Source organism: Deinococcus detaillensis (assembly GCF_007280555.1).
Lineage (GTDB): Bacteria > Deinococcota > Deinococci > Deinococcales > Deinococcaceae > Deinococcus > Deinococcus detaillensis.
On the sequence record NZ_VKDB01000020.1, the window covers coordinates 43080 to 59478 of the forward strand.

The following is a 16399-nucleotide window of genomic DNA, read 5'->3' on the forward strand; positions in this document are numbered from 1 at the left end:
GGTTATTAGAAAATTTGTCGTAAAAGTTACAAAACTTTTATGACCGAGCGGAGCGAGTGAAATACGTGCTAGAGCAGATGGGAGTGGAATTGGTGGGGTTCTTTTCCACAACAATGGAACGGACGAATGCTCTAGTCCACTGCGCTGAGTTCAGAGCCTCAACTCATTTGGCCTACAACGTCAGCGGGCAAGGCGTCAGGGCTTGGCCATCACTGGAATCGGCAATGTCAGCGCCTTGCCGCCCCAGTCTTGGCGCATCCAAGCCCAATCCGGCTCATCCACGGGCGGCGTGCTTCTGGCCCCGCCGAGCGCTTCACCGGCCATAAAATTGAGGTAGTAGACATTGCTGCCGGGAGCCGCCGCCACCGGATGATACCCGCGCGGGCTGAGAATGAGGTCGCCGTCACGGGCAATCAGCGCTTCGTCGTAGGCGTCTTCAGGGCTGTAATTGCGGTGAATCGCCCAGCCGTGTTCTGGTTGAATGCGGTAATGGTAGGTTTCTTCGATGTAGAGACTGCCGTGCTGGCCGTCGTGCCGGTGCGGGGGCCAGCCGCTCCAGTTGCCGCTGGGGGTGTAGACCTCATAGATCAGCAGCCGCTCGGCCAACTGGTCAGGGCCGAGCAGGTGGCTGACTTGCCGAGCAGCGTTGGCTCCGCCGCGCATCTCCACTTTGATGTCTTGTGGCCGGATGACTCGCGCCGGGTATTGCCCGGTTGCCGGTGCGCCGCCGTGAGCGAAGGTGCCGCTGCCCGACACCGTGTAATGGGTGTGCGGCGGCAGGTAAACCACCGTCGGCAATTCTTCAAAGACACCTACTCTGGAGAGGTCGTGTTCTTCTTCTCCGAAACGGACACTCAAACGGCCAGATTGCGGCACGATGGCGACCTCGTTCTCGCCGCTGTTGCCCTCAAAACTCGCGCCGTCGAGCGTCATCACACCGAACGAAAGATACGTCCAGCCCGCGCTCTGGGGCGTGACGCTGAGGCTGCCGCCTGCGCCGGGCTTGAGATGGGTTCCCGCGATGTTCACGGGTTAGCCTGAACGTCTTGCACCCGCACTGGGCGATCTTCCTTGAGACTCTGGGTGCAGGCCAGCGCCAGCCGCAAGGATTCCAGCGCGTCGTGGGTGCCGGGATTAGGCGATTGGCCCGCCTGCAACGACGCGACGAAGGCGGCGATCTCAGCGCGGTAGGCGTCTTTGAAGCGGTCCATGAAAAAGTGGTAGTGATCCATCTTGACGCTCTCGCCGTATGCCAGCAGCGGCGTTTTGGGGGTGGCGTCCAGCACGAACTTGCCACCGGAGCCGAAGATTTCGGTGCGGACATCGTAGCCGTACACCGCGCGGCGCGAGTTCTGAATCACGCCCTGAGCGCCGCCGACAAACTTGAGCAGCACGGTGGTGGTGTCGGCGTCGCCCATCTCGGCGATGGCCGGGTCAACTTTGGCGTCCCCGATGGCGATAACTTCTTCCACCTCGCCCACCAAGAAGCGGGCAATATCGAGGTCGTGAATGGCTTGATCCAGAAAAATCCCACCCGACACTTTTAGATATTCCAGTGGCGGCGGGGCGGGGTCGCGTCCAGTGGCGGCAAACTGCTCGATGGTGCCGAGTTCGCCCGCCTCGATGCGCTGCTTGGCCTGAGCAAAGGCCACGTCAAATCGCCGCTGGAAGCCGATCTGAAACGGCACGCCGCATTCCTGCACAATTTTCATGACCCGCTCAGTTTCCACGAGGTCTGCTGCCACAGGCTTCTCGCAGAAGATGGCTTTTCCTGCTTTAGCAGCGGCCTCAATCAGTGCCGCGTGGGTGCTGGTCGGCGTCACGATAATCACCGCCTGCACCTGCGGGTCGTGGATGGCGTCCAGTGGGTCGGCGTAAACCTGATCGGCCCGCAGCAGCCCAGCCAGAGCCTGCGCGGCGTCTGGCAGCGGATCAGCCACCGCAACCACCCGAGTTCTCGGCAGGCCCAGCAGCGCCTGGCCATGTTCGCGGCCCATGCGCCCCGCGCCCAGCAAGGCAAAACGAATCGGGGCGTCGGTGTAAGGGTTGGGTTGTTTCATGACTTGTTCTCCTTGGATATCGGTCTTTGGATTGACTGACGGTTAATGACGGCCTGAGCTTCGTCCCAAGTTGGCGCGAAGTGCGAGCAGCCGATCTCGCCCACCACCACCGCGCCGCAGGCATTGCCCAGGCGGGCGGCTTCCTGCCAGTTCAGCCCGCGCAGCCGCCCGGCAATCAGCCCGCCCGCGAAGGCGTCACCCGCGCCCAGCACACTGATAATCTCAACCGGAAAACCTAAAACGGGCAGGGGAGAGCGGCCCCGCTCGAAGACGGTGCAGCCCCGCGCTCCCTCTTTGCGGATGACCACGCCCACTTCTGCGAGGAGCGCGGTGGTGTTGGCCTCCAAGTCACCCGCGATTTCCGGCGCAGTGTACTGGCTGTGCTTAACGACGACCTGCGACGAGTTCGTCAGCAGCGCGGCGTTGATCTCCTCTTCGGTGCCCAAAATGACGTCCACATCGCGCAGGACCGCCCGAACATTCAGCCCAAACGCCATCGGATCGGGCCACTGATCGGCGCGGAAGTCGAGGTCGAGGTAAACGGTGACGCCCGCCGACTTAGCTCGCCGAGCGGCGCTGAGGGTGGCCGAGCGGCTGGGCTCCCGCGCCAGCGCCGAGCCGTTGATGACCAGAGCACGGGCCTGCTCGATGGGAGCCGCCGACACATCCGCGATGCTGAGCTGGGTGTCTGCCGGGTTGTCACGGTAAAAGGTGATTGGGAATTTGTCGGGCGGCAAGATCGCCAGCAGCACGGCGGGCGTGCGGGTGCCGGGCTTGCGCGGTATATAGCGGGTGTCCACTTTCTCGCGCTCCAAGCCCGCCAGTACGAAGTCGCCCACCTGATCTTCGCCCACCGCCGTCAGCAGAGCTGCCTTGACGCCGAGACGGCTGGCTCCCACCGCGATATTCAGCGGGCTGCCGCCCAGATAAGCATTGAACTGCTGAATGTCAGGGAAGGCCGCGCCGACATTGTTGGAATACAAATCGATGGAGCAGCGGCCCAGCGTGAACAGTTCTACGGCTTGGACTTGGTCGCTCACTCGGACACCGAAGGGGCTTCCAAGCTCCGCAGATACTCTCGGTTGGCCGTAGCGCTCACCAGCGGCTCGCCCATACCCGGCAACACGTCTTGCTCCACTGTGACCCAGCCCCGATAACTGCTGGCGTGCAGAGCGTTTAGCACTGCCCCAAACGGCACCACGCCCTGACCAAGTTCGCAGAAGACGCCCGCGCCCACCGCGTCCTTGTAGGCCATGCCAATTTGCCGCGCTTTGGCTGCCACCTCGGCGCTCATATCTTTGAAATGCACGTACCAGATGCGCTTCCGGTGGGTGTTAAGCAGATCCAAAACGGTGGCCGGGTCGCTGCCACCACTGCCGTACAGCGCGTGCCCGGTGTCGTAGACCAGCCCAATCAAGTCGGGGTCGGTGCGGGCCAGAAACTCAGCGATTTCGGCGGGCGTTTCTACATAGCCGCCGCAGTGGTGGTGAAACACCGTCCTTAATCCGGTCTGCTCCCGCACCGCTCTGGAGATCCGTTCGGCTCCCTGAGCGAAATGTGTCCAGCCTTCTTCATCCAGCGAAAGGTCTGCGGTGATGCGTCCAGCATTCCCGGAGCGGGCCACGTCGCGGCTGTGTTCATCAGCCAATACCACCAGCGGCTGCCAGTTGGGGTCGCCCAGATCGGCCACCGCCGCCAGCTGACGCGCCACCCGCAGCACCCGCGCTTCTCCCTCGGCGTGGGCAGCGGGGTCGCGCAGATACACACCCTCGTAAGCGCCCAGCATGGTTAGGTGCCGAGAGGTCAGGGCCGCTCGCAAGTCGGCCAAGTCGGTAGGCAGGTAACCGTAGTCGCCAAGTTCGGTGCCGCTGTACCCGGCCTGCACCAGTTCGTCCAGCATCTGCACAGCAGGAACGCCCGCTCCGAAGCCCTCAATGGTGCCCCAGGAGCACGGCGCGTTGCCAAAATGAATTTTCTGTTCGGTCATGCCTTTTCCTCTATCTGTGTGGGTGTAAATATCCGCACCTGTTTTTCCAAATTTTGGCGATAAGCGGCGTGGGTGGCGTTCACGGCGGCCTGCCCCGACACCTCGGCAATCGGCACGTCCCACCAACTCTCAAAGCCCGGCACCCGTTCGCGCAGATTGACCGGCACCACGATCACCTGCACGCCGCCTTCTTGCTCGGCGGTCTCCAACGCTTCCTGTAGGGCGTCCAGCGTTTCGGCTTGCCTCGCTTGCGCCCCCAGTCCACGGGCATGTTGCACGAAGTCCAGCTTGACGATTGATCCATCGGTTCGCCCCGTTTTGGGGTCGCGGTGGCGCAGTTCGTTGTTGAAACTGGGGCTGCCAGATTCCATCTGGAGGCCGCGAATGCTCATGAAAGCGCGGTTGTCCACCAGCACCACCGTCAGGCTCAGGTTCTCGGCCACCGCCGTGACCAGTTCGCTGTTCATCATCAGGTAGCTGCCGTCACCGACCATTACCACCACCCGCCGCGAAGGCTCGGCCAGCTTGACGCCCAGCCCCGCCGGAATCTCATAGCCCATGCAAGAATATCCGTACTCCACGTGGTAACTCTTGGGATCCTCGGCCCGCCACAGCCGCACGAGGTCGCCCGGCAAGCTGCCTGCCGCGCAGATGACAGTGGCGTAGCCGCCCACCACGTCGTTGACGCGCCCGATCACACTGCCCTGCGAGGGGGGAGTGCTGCCGCTGTCCCGGCGTTGCTCATCCACGGCGGCGTCCCACTGACTTTTCAGATCGGTGACTTCGCGGGTGTACTCGGCGTCTACCTGATAGCTGCCCAGCGCCCCCAGCAGCGTTTCCAGACCCGTGCGGGCGTCGGCGACCAGGCTCAGCGCTCCCAGTTTGGCGGCGTCCATTGCCGCGACGTTCAGTCCGATCACCTTGACCTCTGGGTTCTGGAAGGCCGTTTTGCTGGCGGTCACGAAGTCGCCCAGCCGCGTGCCCACCGCCAGAATCAAATCGGCGTCGCGGGCCAGCCGGTTGGCAGCCAGTCCCCCGATGCTGCCGACTGGCCCAGCGTTCTGTGTGTGGTCCCAGCGCACCGCTCCCTTCCCGGCCTGCGACTCGCAGAAGGGAATGCCGGTGGCCTCAACGAGTGCGGCCAGTGCGTCCTGCGCCCCGCTGTAGATCACGCCGCCGCCGCCCACGATCAGCGGGCGCTTGGCTGAGCGGATCAGCGCCGCCGCCTGCTGAATCAAGTCCGACTCGGGCGGCGGTCTGCGAATGCGCCAGATTCGCTCCACAAAAAAGGCGGCGGGCCAATCATAGGCCTCGGCCTGCACATCCTCTGGCAAGCTCAGCACCACCGCGCCCGTCTCGGCGGGGTCAGTCAGCACCCGCAGGGCTTCGGGCAGCGCCGAGAGGAGTTGCTCTGGGCGCGAGATGCGGCTGTAAAATTTGCTGACGGGCCGAAAGCAGTCGTTGACCGACAGGTCGTGTTCAGATGGATGTTCCAACCCCTGTAACACCGGATCGGGAATGCGGTTGGCGAAGTGGTCGCTGGGCAGCAGCAGCACCGGCAAGCGGTTGACTGTAGCCAGCGCAGCACCAGTAATCATATTGGTGCTGCCCGGCCCCACGCTGGCAGTGCAGGCGTAGGTCGCCAGCCGGTTTTTATGCCGGGCGAACGCCGAGGCGATATGCACCATGCCCTGCTCGTTTTGCGGGCGATAGGTGGGTAAGTTCAGAGCGTCGCCGTATTCCTCCAACGCCTGCCCTAATCCTGCCACGTTGCCATGCCCGAAGATGCCCCAGACGCCGGGGATCAGCCGCTGACGTAACCCGTCCTGCTCGCTGTACTGCGCTGCCAGCACCCGGATCAGCGCTTGCGCAACGGTCAGGCGAATCGTTTTTTCTGTGTTCATGCTGACTCCACTTGCTCCATCCATTCCCTCCCGAACTCCTGAACCCGCACCGTTTCGCCGCTGACCAGCGCGTGCTGCGCGGCCAGAGCCAGCCTGAGCGAATGAAGCGCGTCTCGCACTGAGGGTGTCAATGTGCGGCCCGCCTGCACCCCCTCAGCAAAAGCAGTGATCTCGGCGGCGTAGGCCTCGGCAAAGCGCTCGCTGAAGTGGCGGGGGCGGTCATGATGCACGCCCGCCGCATCGTACACGCTCAAATCCGGCTGCTTGTCACGCTCGATGTGCAGCCGCCCGCGCTCGCCCAGTACTTCAGTGCGGATGTCGTAGCCGTAGGCGGTTCGCAGGCCAACTTCCAGCGTGCCAAGTGCACCGTTCTCAAATCTCAGCAGCGCCACTGCCGTGTCGTGTTCGCCGTGCTGGGCCAGTTCAGGCTTGACAATCGCCCCGCCGATGGCCCGCACCTCGGCCACCTCGCCCACCATAAAGCGGGCCAAGTCAAGGTCATGGCCGCCCATGTCTACCAGCAAGCCGCCTGCGCCGACCAAGTATTCGGTGGGCGGCGGTTCAGGGTCGCGGCCCACCGCCCTAAATCCTTCTAGTCGCCCCAGATCGCCCGCGTCTATCCGTGCTTTGGCGCTGACATAAGCCGGATCGTAGCGGCGCTGAAAGCCCACCTGATTCGGCACGCCCGCCGCTTCCACCGCTCTGACGGCGCGAACGGCGTCTTCTAAAGTTTTGGCGAGTGGCTTCTCGCTAAAAATGGCTTTGCCTGCTCTGGCCGCTGCTTCGATGGTGTCGGCGTGGGTTCCAGCGGGCGTGCTGATGAGGACGGCTTGTACATCCGGCTGCGACAAGACTTCTTCCAAACTGGTGCTGGCCCGTGCGCCGAGTTGCGCGGCCACTCTCTCCGCATTCTGGGCATTTACGTCCATCACCCAAGTGACTTGAACGCCGCTGAGCCGGGTGAGGACATTGGCGTGCGCCTGCCCCATCCGGCCCGCCCCGATCAGGGCGCACTGCAAGACGGGCTTCATCGTTTGACTTCTGGATGTGTGAAGGAGGGAAAGCAGAGCGTGGTCTTGATCATCAACAAACTCCAGAGTTGAATTGAACTGGATAATTAGGAAGGAGTAGAGCGCTTCTTGGCCTCAAACTGCGCCTTGACCTGATCCTGGTGGGCCATTTCACTGAGTTCCACACTCAGTTCTTCGAGCGCCTCGCCGCCCGCCATCATCTCCAGCAGAGCCTCGCGGCTGGTCTGCTCGCGTTCAAACGTCCCGTAACTGCGCCCCCGATTCAGGATGGTGAAGGTGTCGCCCACTGCCCAGGCGTGGTGGACATTATGGGTGATGAAGACTACGCCCAAGCCCTTAGCCCGCGCCTGAAGCACGTATTTGAGCACCATCGCCGCTTGGTTGACGCCCAGAGCGCTGGTCGGCTCGTCTAAGATCAGCACTTTCGCGCCGAAGTAAACGGCCCGCGCAATCGCCACGCATTGCCGTTCGCCACCGGATAAAGTGCCCACCGGCTGATCGGGGTCGCGCACGTCGATGCCGATTTTCTTGAGTTCCTCGCGGGCAATTTTGGTGGTGGTGACTTCGTCCAGTACCCGGATGCCCAGCAAACTGCGAGTCGGCTCGCGGCCCAGAAAGAAATTGCGCTTGATGCTCATCAGCGGCAGCATGGCGAGGTCTTGAAAGACGGTGGCGACTCCGCTTTCCAAGGCCGCTCTGGGCGAGTCCAGCACGGCCTTCTTGCCCTCGATCTGCACCTCGCCCTCGCTGGGCTGATGCACCCCCGACAGCACTTTAATCAGCGTGCTTTTGCCCGCGCCGTTGTCACCGAGCAGGCAATGCACCTCGCCCGCGAAGACTTTCATGTTGATGTCTTTGAGGGACGTGACCGGGCCAAAATACTTGCTGACTCCTGCCACCTCGATGACTGGAGTTCCAGTGCGGTTGACTGGGGTGCTCACTTTTTCCTCCGGCTCAGCATCGAGCGGCCCCGCAGTGCATTGTTGAGCACCACTGCGCCCAGAATCATGCCGCCGACCATAACCTGAAACCAGTCCGAATCCACGCTGGTATAGATGATGCCCTGCTGCACCATCCCCAGAATCAGTGCGCCGATGCTGGCTCCGATGACACTGCCGTACCCGCCGGTCAGCAGGCAACCGCCGATCACTGCTGCCGCCACCGTGTTGAGTTCGAGCTGGGTGCCGCGCAGCACATCGGCGCTGCCGTATTTGGTGACCTGAATGATAGCCACCAGCGTGGCCGCCATCGCCGTCATCATAAACAGCACCGTCTTGACCCGGCGCACCGGCACGCCCACGTTGCGGGCCGCGTTGGCGTCGCCACCCACTGCGAAAATCCAGTTGCCGAAGCGCGTCGAATTGAGAATGAAGCCCATGATGATGGTCAAAATCAGCCACCACCACACCGAGGCGGGCACGCCAAACAGATCGCCGCTGAACAGGCGGCCCAGCGGTGTATTGACCTGATCGCTGATGCCCTGCACCAAAGTCAGGTTGGTAATCAGTTTGGTGAAGCCGAGTGCGCCGCCGCGCAACACGAACAGCATGGCCAGCGTGACAATAAAGCTGGGAAGTCCCGTTTTGAGCACCAGCCAGCCATTGAGCCAGCCGATGGCGGCGGCCACCACGAAGGTGATCAGAATGGCCAGTGCCAGCGGCAGGTGTCCGTAATCGGGATGCACCAGAAGCGCCAGCACGATACCCGCCACGCCCAGCATCGAGCCGACCGAGAGGTCAAACTCCCCGCCGATCATCAGCAGACCCACGAACACCGAAACAATGCCGACCTGCGCGGCGACTTCCAGATAATTGACTGTGCCGCTCAGCGACAAAAACCCGGAACCGCCCGCCGCAGCGGTGAAGATGAAAAAGACCAGCAACAGTCCGGCAAGTGCGCCGAACTCGGGCCGGGCGATCAGGCGTTGCCAGGGGCTGAGCGTTTGAATTCGCTCGTCGCGGGCGGCAGGTTCAGTGGTCATGCAGTGCCCTTTGTCATGCAGCCTCCTTCAGGAAAGCGGCCAGCCCACATCGCTTGGGGCTGACCACATAAAACCGGCGCGGGGAAGAAATTGGATATTCTCCCCGCTTAGGCGTCAGCGGATGCCTTTCTTGGCCAGATCGACCACCTGTTTGGCGTTTTGCTGAGTCACGAAGCCGGGTCCGGTGTAAATGATCGGGCTGGCCGTCATCAGGCCGTAGCGCTTGTAGTTGGTCAGCAGCACCACCGGCATATAGCCTTGCAGCCATTGTTGCTGGTCAATGGCGAAGGTCATCTTGCCCGCCGTGAGGGCGTTCAGCACATCGGGGCTGAGATCGAAGGTGCCGAATTTGACAGTTTTGAGTTTGCCGCTCGCTTCCAGCGCGGCCAGTACCGGGGTGGCGGCGCTGGGGCCGAGGGTCAGCACGCCGTTGATGGTGGGATTTTTCTGCATGTAAGCAGTGATGGCGTTTCTGATGCCCGTCGGGTCAGCCAATTTGACCGGCAGCACGTCGCCCTTGATCCCCAGCCCGTCGAAGAAGCCCTTGCAGCGGGCGTCGAGCGAGGCGTTGCCGACTTCCTGGTTGATGCAGACCGCTTTGGTGACGCCCAGCGACTTCATGCGTTTGCCTGCGCCCACGCCCGCCGGGTACTCGTCCTGGCCCACGTGCGCCAGGATGCCGAGCTTCTCGGCCACGTCGCTGCCGGAGTTCATCGACACCACCGGAATGCCCGCCTTGACCGCGCGGGTGATCGCCGCGCTCAGCGCCGTCTTGTCGGGAATGGTGACGATCAGGCCATCGGGCTTACTAGCCACAGCCGCGTCAATCAGCTGGCTCATGCGCACCATGTCAAAGGTGTCGGGCGCACGCCACTCGACGCGCACGCCCATTTCCTTGGCGGCTTCCTCGGCCCCGTTCTTGGCCACACTCCAAAACGGGTCGGAGGCCTGACCGTGCGACACCACCACGATCCGCAGGGGAGTTTGGGCGGCGGCCAGAGAGGCAAAAGCAAACAAGCTGAGCAGGGCGATCTTTTTCATGATTTTCTCCTTGAACTTGAACCCTTGATCTGAAGCACGGGCTAGAGGGGCGAGATGAACGAACGGGCAGCGAATCAACTCTCTATTCTGAGAACGTGGCAAAGCGTCTGCGGAGCGCTCAGCTCGAACTGGGCTACGGAGGGGCGGTCGAGCCCCTGGGAATAAAAGGGGCTTCCAGCCGCAGGTGTTGAGGCTCACCGCCTTCCAGCGCCCGCACCAACACTTCGCAGGCCCGCTTGCCCAGCTCATACGTGGGCTGCGCAACCACGCTGATCGGCGGCTCGTGAAGCAGCATCAAGCGCGAGTCGTCGAAGCTGGCCAGTGAGAGGTCACGGGGAATCTTGAGGTTCAGGCTCCGCAGGGCGATAATCGCGCCCACCGTCATCTCATGGTTGCTGACAAAAAGGGCAGTGGGCCGCCGCGCAGCTTCCGCGAGCAGACTCAGCGCCGCTGCTCGCCCACTGGCTTCGAGGTCGTTGCCGTAGCGCACCAGCGTTTCGTCGTAGGCAATTCCCGCTTCCTGTAAAGCCTGAACGTACCCTTCAAAACGGGCGCGGGCGGTGCTGATGTGGAGCTGGCCAAAAATTGCCCCGATATTGCGGTGGCCCAGCGCGGTCAGGTGACGCACGGCTTCCAGCGCTCCCTGACGGTTTTGCGCCTGCACCGTGTGGGTACCTGTCAAACCCGATTCGCGGTCGAGTTCCACCACCGTCAGGCCCTGAAGCAGCTTCTGGTGCTGACGGGTATGCGCGGTGGGAATCAGGATCAGGCCCTGCGGCATGTGGCTCCGCAACGTCAGCAGCGCTTCGCGCTCACGGCTTTCCGAGTCGTCACTGGTAAACAAGATGACATTGAGGTCGTTTTGCTCTGCCGTGTCCTGAACCGCCTTGACCAAGGTGGCGTGAAAGGGATTGAGATCAGTGACCACCAAGCCGATGCTGCGCGATCCTTGCTGCCGCAAGCTGCGGGCCAGCTCGTTGGGTCGGAAGCCAGTGGCCTGCACCGCGTTCATCACCCGCACTCGGGTGCGCTCGGCCACCAATTCTGGCCGGTTGAGCGTTCTGGAAACCGTCGCCGCCGAGACTCCAGCTAGTTTGGCAATTTCAGCGAGTCGGTTCACCTTCACCTCCAAAAGCCGGGATCACCAAAGATGAGAGAGATGCAAACGTTTGCAGCACGCGGCGGAACTTGAAAGAAGGGTCAACCCAACTTGCTCTATGGACTTTAAATGAAGATTTATATTTACCTTAACCAGCCCGCAGCGACTTGTCAAGGCGGAGGTACGAGGCTCATAAAGCGCCCGCAGAGAAGAGGGGGAAGTATTGGCAGCCTGATCGGGTGCGGCGCTCCGCTGCCTTGAAGGCCAACTCCGAATGCCCAAGATTCATGTCAATCTCGTATGGGCAGAAGAGAGATGTATGGCTGTTCAAATGTTAAAGAGTTGACTCCGTTTCTTTGTGTTTCGACAAACACCTTATGAGCGGCGCAGCGCACTCAGGACGCCCGCCGCGATTTCTTCCACGCTGGTGCTGGTGGTGTCTCTCACCGGCAAACCCACACGCTGAAATAAGCGCTCGGCGCGGCGAACCTCGAACTCGCACTGCTCAAGGCTGGCGTAGCGGCTGGCCGCCTTGCGCTGGGTGCGGATGGCGTGCAGGCGGCGCGGATCAATGGTCAGACCATACAGCTTACCACGGTGCTTTTCCAGCGGCAGCGGCAAGCTCTCACGCTCAAAGTCGTCTTCGGCCAGCGGGTAATTGCTGGCGCGGATACCGTGTTGCAGGGCTAAAAATAGGCTGGTGGGGGTCTTGCCCACCCGGCTGACCCCCACCAGAATCACGTCGGCCAACCCGTACTGCTTATCTCCCACGCCGTCGTCGGTGGCCAGAGCGAAGTCCAGCGCCTCCATGCGCCCCAGATACGCGCTGGTGTCGTGCATGTCGTGGTAGCCGCCCACGGTACGCGCCGCCGTCTGCCCCAACTCCACCTCCAACTCGTTGATGCCGGGGGTCAGCAAATCGAACAGGTGGGCCGGAGAAGCCTGCAACTCGGCCAGCACCTCCGGCTGAGTGATGGTGGTAAAGAGAATCGGGCGCTCTCCCGCCGCGCTCAGCGCCGTGACCTCCTGCGCCACCGCCCGCGCCGCCGCCACATCTGCGGTGAATGGCCGGGCAATGTAGCGCAGCGGCTGCCCCGGAAAATGCGCCAATAGAGCGCGGGCGATATTGTCGGCGGTCAGGCCGGTGTGGTCACTGACGATCAGCACCGGGCGGGCAGGCGGAGTGGTGGTGGGCATGCCTTCAGGGTGACAGGTTTGAGGCCGGGTGTCTCCCCGAGCGGAACAGCCCGCGTCCCGAACGCCCAAACCCGCTAAGCTGTAGGGGTATCCAACACTAATCCGGCTGCTTCCCGCACGTTATTGCCCATACCAACGGAGAAAACCCATGCAGATGACCAGAGCGTTCCAAACACTAAGGATGACCGACGTGGACACGGTGGGCGGCAAGAACGCCTCCATCGGCGAGATGATTCATGGGCTGGCAGCGGCCGGGGTGCGGGTGCCGGGGGGCTTTGCCACCACCGCCGACGCCTTTCGGTTGTTCCTGGCTGAAAATAGAATCGAGGAAAAGATCAACGCCCGCCTCTCGGCGCTGGATGTGAATGACGTGGTGGCGTTGGCCGCTGCGGGCAAGGAAATCCGCGCCTGGGTGGAAGCGGCGGCGCTGCCAAAAGAGCTGGAAGACGCAGTCCGCACTGGTTACGAGGAGATGGCCCGCGAATCTGGCGTCACCGATCCCGACGTGGCCGTGCGCTCCAGCGCCACCGCCGAAGATTTGCCCGAAGCCAGTTTCGCCGGGCAGCAGGAAACCTTCCTGAACGTGCGCGGCATCGACAGCGTGCTGCACCATGCCCGCCTCGTCTTTGCTTCTCTCTACAACGACCGGGCCATCAGTTACCGCGTCCACCAGAATTTCGCGCACGCGGAAGTGGCGCTGTCCGCCGGGATTCAGCGGATGGTTCGCACCGATCTGGGCGTGTCGGGTGTGGCCTTTACCCTCGACACCGAGAGCGGCTACCGCGACGCGGTGCTGGTCACCGCCGCCTACGGTCTGGGCGAACTGGTGGTGCAGGGCGCGATCAACCCCGACGAGTTCTTCGTCTACAAACCCGCGCTGAAGGCGGGCAAGAAAGCCGTGCTGCGCCGCACTCTGGGCAGCAAGGCCCGCAAGATGATCTACGCTGACGGCGGCGGCGTGGACAGCGTGGACGTATCTATGGAAGAGGCGCAGCGGTTCTGTCTCTCCGACGCCGACCTGACCGAACTGGCGCGGCAGTGCGTCGCCATCGAAGACCACTACCAGCGCCCGATGGACATCGAATGGGGCAAAGACGGGCGCGACGAGCAAATTTACATTTTGCAAGCCCGACCGGAAACGGTGCAGAGCCGCAGCGGGCGCACGCTGGAACGCTTCGAGATCAGCGTCGGCGGCACTGTTCTGGTGGAGGGCCGCGCCGTCGGCAACCGCGTGGGCAGCGGCACCGTGCGGGTGGTCAGCGACATCTCACAGATGGCCAGTGTGCAGGACGGCGACGTGCTGGTGGCCGACATGACCGATCCCGACTGGGAACCGGTGATGAAGCGTGCCAGCGCCATCGTGACCAACCGGGGCGGGCGCACCTGCCACGCGGCGATCATTGCCCGCGAGCTGGGCATTCCCGCCGTGGTGGGCAGCGGCGACGCTACCCGTATGCTCAAAAGTGGACAGGAAGTCACGGTGTCATGTGCCGAGGGCGACACCGGCTACGTGTACGAGGGCAAACGCAACTTCAAGATTCACCGCATCGAGCTGGACGCCATGCCCGACGTACCGATGAAGATTATGATGAACGTGGCCTCGCCAGACCGGGCCTTCTCGTTTGCTGCGCTGCCCAACGAGGGCGTGGGACTGGCCCGCGTGGAATTCATTTGCTCGACCGTGATTGGCGTCCACCCCCGCGCCCTGCTGGATTACCCGGATGTGCCGGAAGACGTGAAGACCCAGATTGAGGAGCGCATCCGGGGCTACGCCTCGCCCCGCGACTTCTTCCGCGACAAATTGATGGAGGGGGTGGCCAACATCGCCGCCGCCTTCGCGCCCAAGCCCGTGATCGTGCGCCTGAGCGACTTCAAGAGCAACGAGTACGCCCACCTTATCGGCGGCGCGGCCTACGAGCCGCACGAGGAAAACCCGATGATCGGTTTCCGGGGGGCCAGCCGCTACCGCAGCCCCGACTTCGCCGCCGCCTTCGCGCTGGAATGTGAGGCAATGAAAGCCGTGCGCGACGACATGGGCCTGACCAATGTGCAGATCATGATTCCCTTCGTCCGTACGGTGGGCGAGGCCAAAACCGTGCTGGAGATTCTGGAGAAGAACGGCCTCAAGCGCGGTGAGAACGAGCTCAAGATCATCATGATGTGCGAGATTCCCAGCAACGCTATTCTGGCCGAGCAATTTCTCGAACTGTTTGACGGCTTTTCGATTGGCAGCAACGACCTGACCCAGTTGACGCTGGCACTCGACCGCGATTCGGGGCTGGTGGCTGACCTGTTCGACGAGCAAGACCCGGCGGTGCTGGCGCTGATGGCGCAGGCGATTGCCGCCGCCAAAAAACACGGCAAATACATCGGCATCTGTGGTCAGGGGCCAAGCGATCACCCGGCGCTGGCCGCGTGGCTGATGGAGCAGGGGATCGACTCGGTGAGCCTGAATCCGGATTCGGTGCTGGCGACTTGGCTTCATCTGGCCGAGGGAGCCAAAGCGAGAGCTTAGGACAAATACGCCGTATACGCCCGCCGGGGTGAAGGGAAGTCCAGTCTGAGGTCGGGAGCTGAGCGGTAGACTAACGGCCATGACCATTGACGCTGTCGGCCAAGTTATCTACACGCGGGGCCAGCAACCCGAAAGCCAGCACAACGTGCACCTTGCCGTGATGGACGCCCAGGGCCGCCTGCTGGCCCACTGCGGAAACCCCCAACTGGTAACGTTTCCCCGCAGCAGCAGCAAGCCAGTGCAGGCCCTGCCACTCGCTCTGGCAGCGCCCGAGTTGCCATCAGATGAACTGGCCATCGCCTGCGCCAGCCACGCCGGAACGCCCCGGCATCTAGCGGTGGTGGAGCGTCTGCTGGCCCGCTCAGGGAGCAGCGTGGCCGACTTGCACTGCGGCACGCATCCGCCGTTTGATCCGGAAACCGCCGCCGATCTGATCCGGCGCGGCGAGAAGCCCACACCGCTGCACCACAACTGCTCCGGCAAACATGCCGGGATGCTGCTGGCCTGCACGCTGATGGGCTGGCCGCGTGAAGGCTACACCGAGCCGGATCATCCCTTGCAGCGCCGCATCCGGGAACTGCACGCCGAACTGGCCGGCCTCGCTCTGGACGAAGTGCGGGTCGGCACCGACGGGTGCAGCGTACCGGCCTTCGCGCTGCCGCTGAGCGGGGCAGCGCGTATTTTCGCCCGACTGGCGGCTCCCGGCGGCGAGTCTGCGGCGGGGCTGGAACGCATTTTTCAGGCGATGCGGGCGCATCCCTTTTTGATCGCTGGCCCTGAGCGGCTGGACACCACCCTGATGCCGCTGGTACCGGGACTGGCCGCTAAGATGGGGGCCGAAGCGTTCTACGGACTGGCCCTGCGTCAGACACCGCATGGACCGCTGGGCGTCACCTTCAAGGTGATCGACGGCGGTGAGCGGGCCAGAGCCCACATCGCCCTGGCGCTGCTCGAGGCGCTGGGACTACCGCTGACGGACGAACTGAGCGCCCTGGCTCCCAGCACGCAGTTCAACTGGGCCGGGCGTGAAGTGGGTCAGGTGCAGGTGCGCTTGCCACTGATCTGGGCCTAGAGGCGATACCGCTACATCAGGTTCAGTTAGCCTCGAAAACAACTCGGCCATGTTTCAGGCCATCACGGTTCAAACTTCACAACGCGCACGGCTGAGGCTCTATTCGTTTTCCTACCTCCATCAAGCTCAGAAAGGCGCGGACAACGTCCGGATCAAAGTGCTGACCCGACTGCCGTTCAATCTCCAAAACGGCGTCCTCGTGGCTCCAAGCCTTCTTGTAGGGACGTTCGCTGATCAAGGCGTCGTACACGTCACAGACCGCGAAGATCCGCGCACTCAGGGGAATGTCTGTTCCGGCGAGGCCGTCCGGATAACCGCTGCCATTCCAGCACTCATGGTGCGAGCGGATGACATCCAGCGTTGGTGTGGAGAGTCCGGCGATCCGGGTGGCCAATTCATGCCCCTGGACGACGTGTGGAATGAACCCCCTAGAGAGGACCAACGGCCAAGCCACTTCGCCCCGACCAGCCGTTAGGCTGATCACAGCGCGAAGGAGCATTCATGCCAGGACG

At 62.8% G+C, this 16399-nt stretch carries 14 protein-coding genes; 2 read left to right on the forward strand and 12 right to left on the reverse strand.

The annotated features are described in order from the left end of the window. Positions 1 to 195: 195 nt before the first annotated feature. The 11 genes from iolB to FNU79_RS14695 all read right to left on the reverse strand — a co-directional run bounded on the left by iolB (position 196) and on the right by FNU79_RS14695 (position 12300). Positions 196 to 1029 carry a 5-deoxy-glucuronate isomerase gene (gene iolB / locus FNU79_RS14645; RefSeq protein WP_225430096.1) on the reverse strand — a complete coding sequence of 278 codons (834 nt, stop codon included), beginning with the start codon at positions 1027 to 1029 and terminating at the stop codon, positions 196 to 198. Next, a complete protein-coding gene (iolG, locus tag FNU79_RS14650) occupies positions 1026 to 2060 on the reverse strand; it encodes an inositol 2-dehydrogenase (protein WP_143721551.1) in 1035 nt (344 codons plus the stop codon). The genes iolB and iolG (FNU79_RS14650) overlap by 4 nt, the downstream gene beginning before the upstream one ends. Further along, entirely contained in the window at positions 2057 to 3100 is a 1044-nt protein-coding gene (iolC, locus tag FNU79_RS14655; RefSeq protein ID WP_225430097.1) for a 5-dehydro-2-deoxygluconokinase, read from the reverse strand. The genes iolG (FNU79_RS14650) and iolC overlap by 4 nt, the downstream gene beginning before the upstream one ends. Then, complete coding sequence (locus FNU79_RS14660; protein ID WP_143721552.1) at positions 3097 to 4047, reverse strand: TIM barrel protein; 951 nt, start codon at positions 4045 to 4047, stop codon at positions 3097 to 3099. Before FNU79_RS14660 ends, iolC begins: the two co-directional genes overlap by 4 nt. Next, complete coding sequence (iolD, locus tag FNU79_RS14665; RefSeq protein ID WP_143721553.1) at positions 4044 to 5951, reverse strand: 3D-(3,5/4)-trihydroxycyclohexane-1,2-dione acylhydrolase (decyclizing); 1908 nt, start codon at positions 5949 to 5951, stop codon at positions 4044 to 4046. Before iolD ends, FNU79_RS14660 begins: the two co-directional genes overlap by 4 nt. Beyond that, on the reverse strand, positions 5948 to 6982 hold the full coding sequence (gene iolG, locus FNU79_RS14670; RefSeq protein ID WP_185974733.1) for an inositol 2-dehydrogenase: 1035 nt from the start codon (positions 6980 to 6982) through the stop codon (positions 5948 to 5950). The genes iolD and iolG (FNU79_RS14670) overlap by 4 nt, the downstream gene beginning before the upstream one ends. 86 nt (positions 6983 to 7068) lie before the next feature. Then, complete coding sequence (locus tag FNU79_RS14675; protein ID WP_225430098.1) at positions 7069 to 7923, reverse strand: ATP-binding cassette domain-containing protein; 855 nt, start codon at positions 7921 to 7923, stop codon at positions 7069 to 7071. Further along, a complete protein-coding gene (locus tag FNU79_RS14680; protein WP_143721554.1) occupies positions 7920 to 8963 on the reverse strand; it encodes an ABC transporter permease in 1044 nt (347 codons plus the stop codon). Before FNU79_RS14680 ends, FNU79_RS14675 begins: the two co-directional genes overlap by 4 nt. A gap of 114 nt (positions 8964 to 9077) precedes the next feature. After that, on the reverse strand, positions 9078 to 10004 hold the full coding sequence (locus FNU79_RS14685; RefSeq protein WP_143721555.1) for a sugar ABC transporter substrate-binding protein: 927 nt from the start codon (positions 10002 to 10004) through the stop codon (positions 9078 to 9080). Between the two features lie 133 nt (positions 10005 to 10137). Then, positions 10138 to 11124, reverse strand: coding sequence for a LacI family DNA-binding transcriptional regulator (locus FNU79_RS14690; RefSeq protein WP_143721556.1), 987 nt, complete (start codon positions 11122 to 11124; stop codon positions 10138 to 10140). 354 nt (positions 11125 to 11478) lie between these two features. Next, positions 11479 to 12300 carry a pyruvate, water dikinase regulatory protein gene (locus FNU79_RS14695; RefSeq protein ID WP_124875000.1) on the reverse strand — a complete coding sequence of 274 codons (822 nt, stop codon included), beginning with the start codon at positions 12298 to 12300 and terminating at the stop codon, positions 11479 to 11481. A gap of 148 nt (positions 12301 to 12448) precedes the next feature. Between FNU79_RS14695 and ppsA the strand changes: the two genes are divergently transcribed. Together ppsA and FNU79_RS14705 are read left to right on the forward strand one after the other, a co-directional pair. Then, positions 12449 to 14815, forward strand: a complete 2367-nt coding sequence (gene ppsA, locus FNU79_RS14700) for a phosphoenolpyruvate synthase (protein WP_143721557.1) — start codon at positions 12449 to 12451, stop codon at positions 14813 to 14815. A 79-nt stretch (positions 14816 to 14894) separates the two neighbouring features. Then, on the forward strand, positions 14895 to 15887 hold the full coding sequence (locus tag FNU79_RS14705) for an asparaginase (RefSeq protein WP_143721558.1): 993 nt from the start codon (positions 14895 to 14897) through the stop codon (positions 15885 to 15887). Between the two features lie 76 nt (positions 15888 to 15963). On the opposite strand, the gene FNU79_RS14710 is transcribed toward FNU79_RS14705, so the two are convergent. Then, on the reverse strand, positions 15964 to 16386 hold the full coding sequence (locus FNU79_RS14710; protein WP_143721559.1) for an HD-GYP domain-containing protein: 423 nt from the start codon (positions 16384 to 16386) through the stop codon (positions 15964 to 15966). Between the last annotated feature and the right edge of the window lie 13 nt (positions 16387 to 16399).

Excerpts from the sequence above, each read along its gene's own strand:
- iolG (WP_143721551.1), bottom strand. The coding sequence starts at position 2,060 with ATGAAACAACCCAACCCTTACACCGACGCCCCGATTCGTTTTGCCTTG.
- FNU79_RS14660 (WP_143721552.1), bottom strand. The coding sequence starts at position 4,047 with ATGACCGAACAGAAAATTCATTTTGGCAACGCGCCGTGCTCCTGGGGC.
- iolD (WP_143721553.1), bottom strand. The coding sequence starts at position 5,951 with ATGAACACAGAAAAAACGATTCGCCTGACCGTTGCGCAAGCGCTGATC.
- iolG (WP_185974733.1), bottom strand. The coding sequence starts at position 6,982 with ATGAAGCCCGTCTTGCAGTGCGCCCTGATCGGGGCGGGCCGGATGGGG.
- FNU79_RS14680 (WP_143721554.1), bottom strand. The coding sequence starts at position 8,963 with ATGACCACTGAACCTGCCGCCCGCGACGAGCGAATTCAAACGCTCAGC.
- FNU79_RS14685 (WP_143721555.1), bottom strand. The coding sequence starts at position 10,004 with ATGAAAAAGATCGCCCTGCTCAGCTTGTTTGCTTTTGCCTCTCTGGCC.
- FNU79_RS14695 (WP_124875000.1), bottom strand. The coding sequence starts at position 12,300 with ATGCCCACCACCACTCCGCCTGCCCGCCCGGTGCTGATCGTCAGTGAC.
- ppsA (WP_143721557.1), top strand. The coding sequence starts at position 12,449 with ATGCAGATGACCAGAGCGTTCCAAACACTAAGGATGACCGACGTGGAC.
- FNU79_RS14705 (WP_143721558.1), top strand. The coding sequence starts at position 14,895 with ATGACCATTGACGCTGTCGGCCAAGTTATCTACACGCGGGGCCAGCAA.
- FNU79_RS14710 (WP_143721559.1), bottom strand. The coding sequence starts at position 16,386 with ATGCTCCTTCGCGCTGTGATCAGCCTAACGGCTGGTCGGGGCGAAGTG.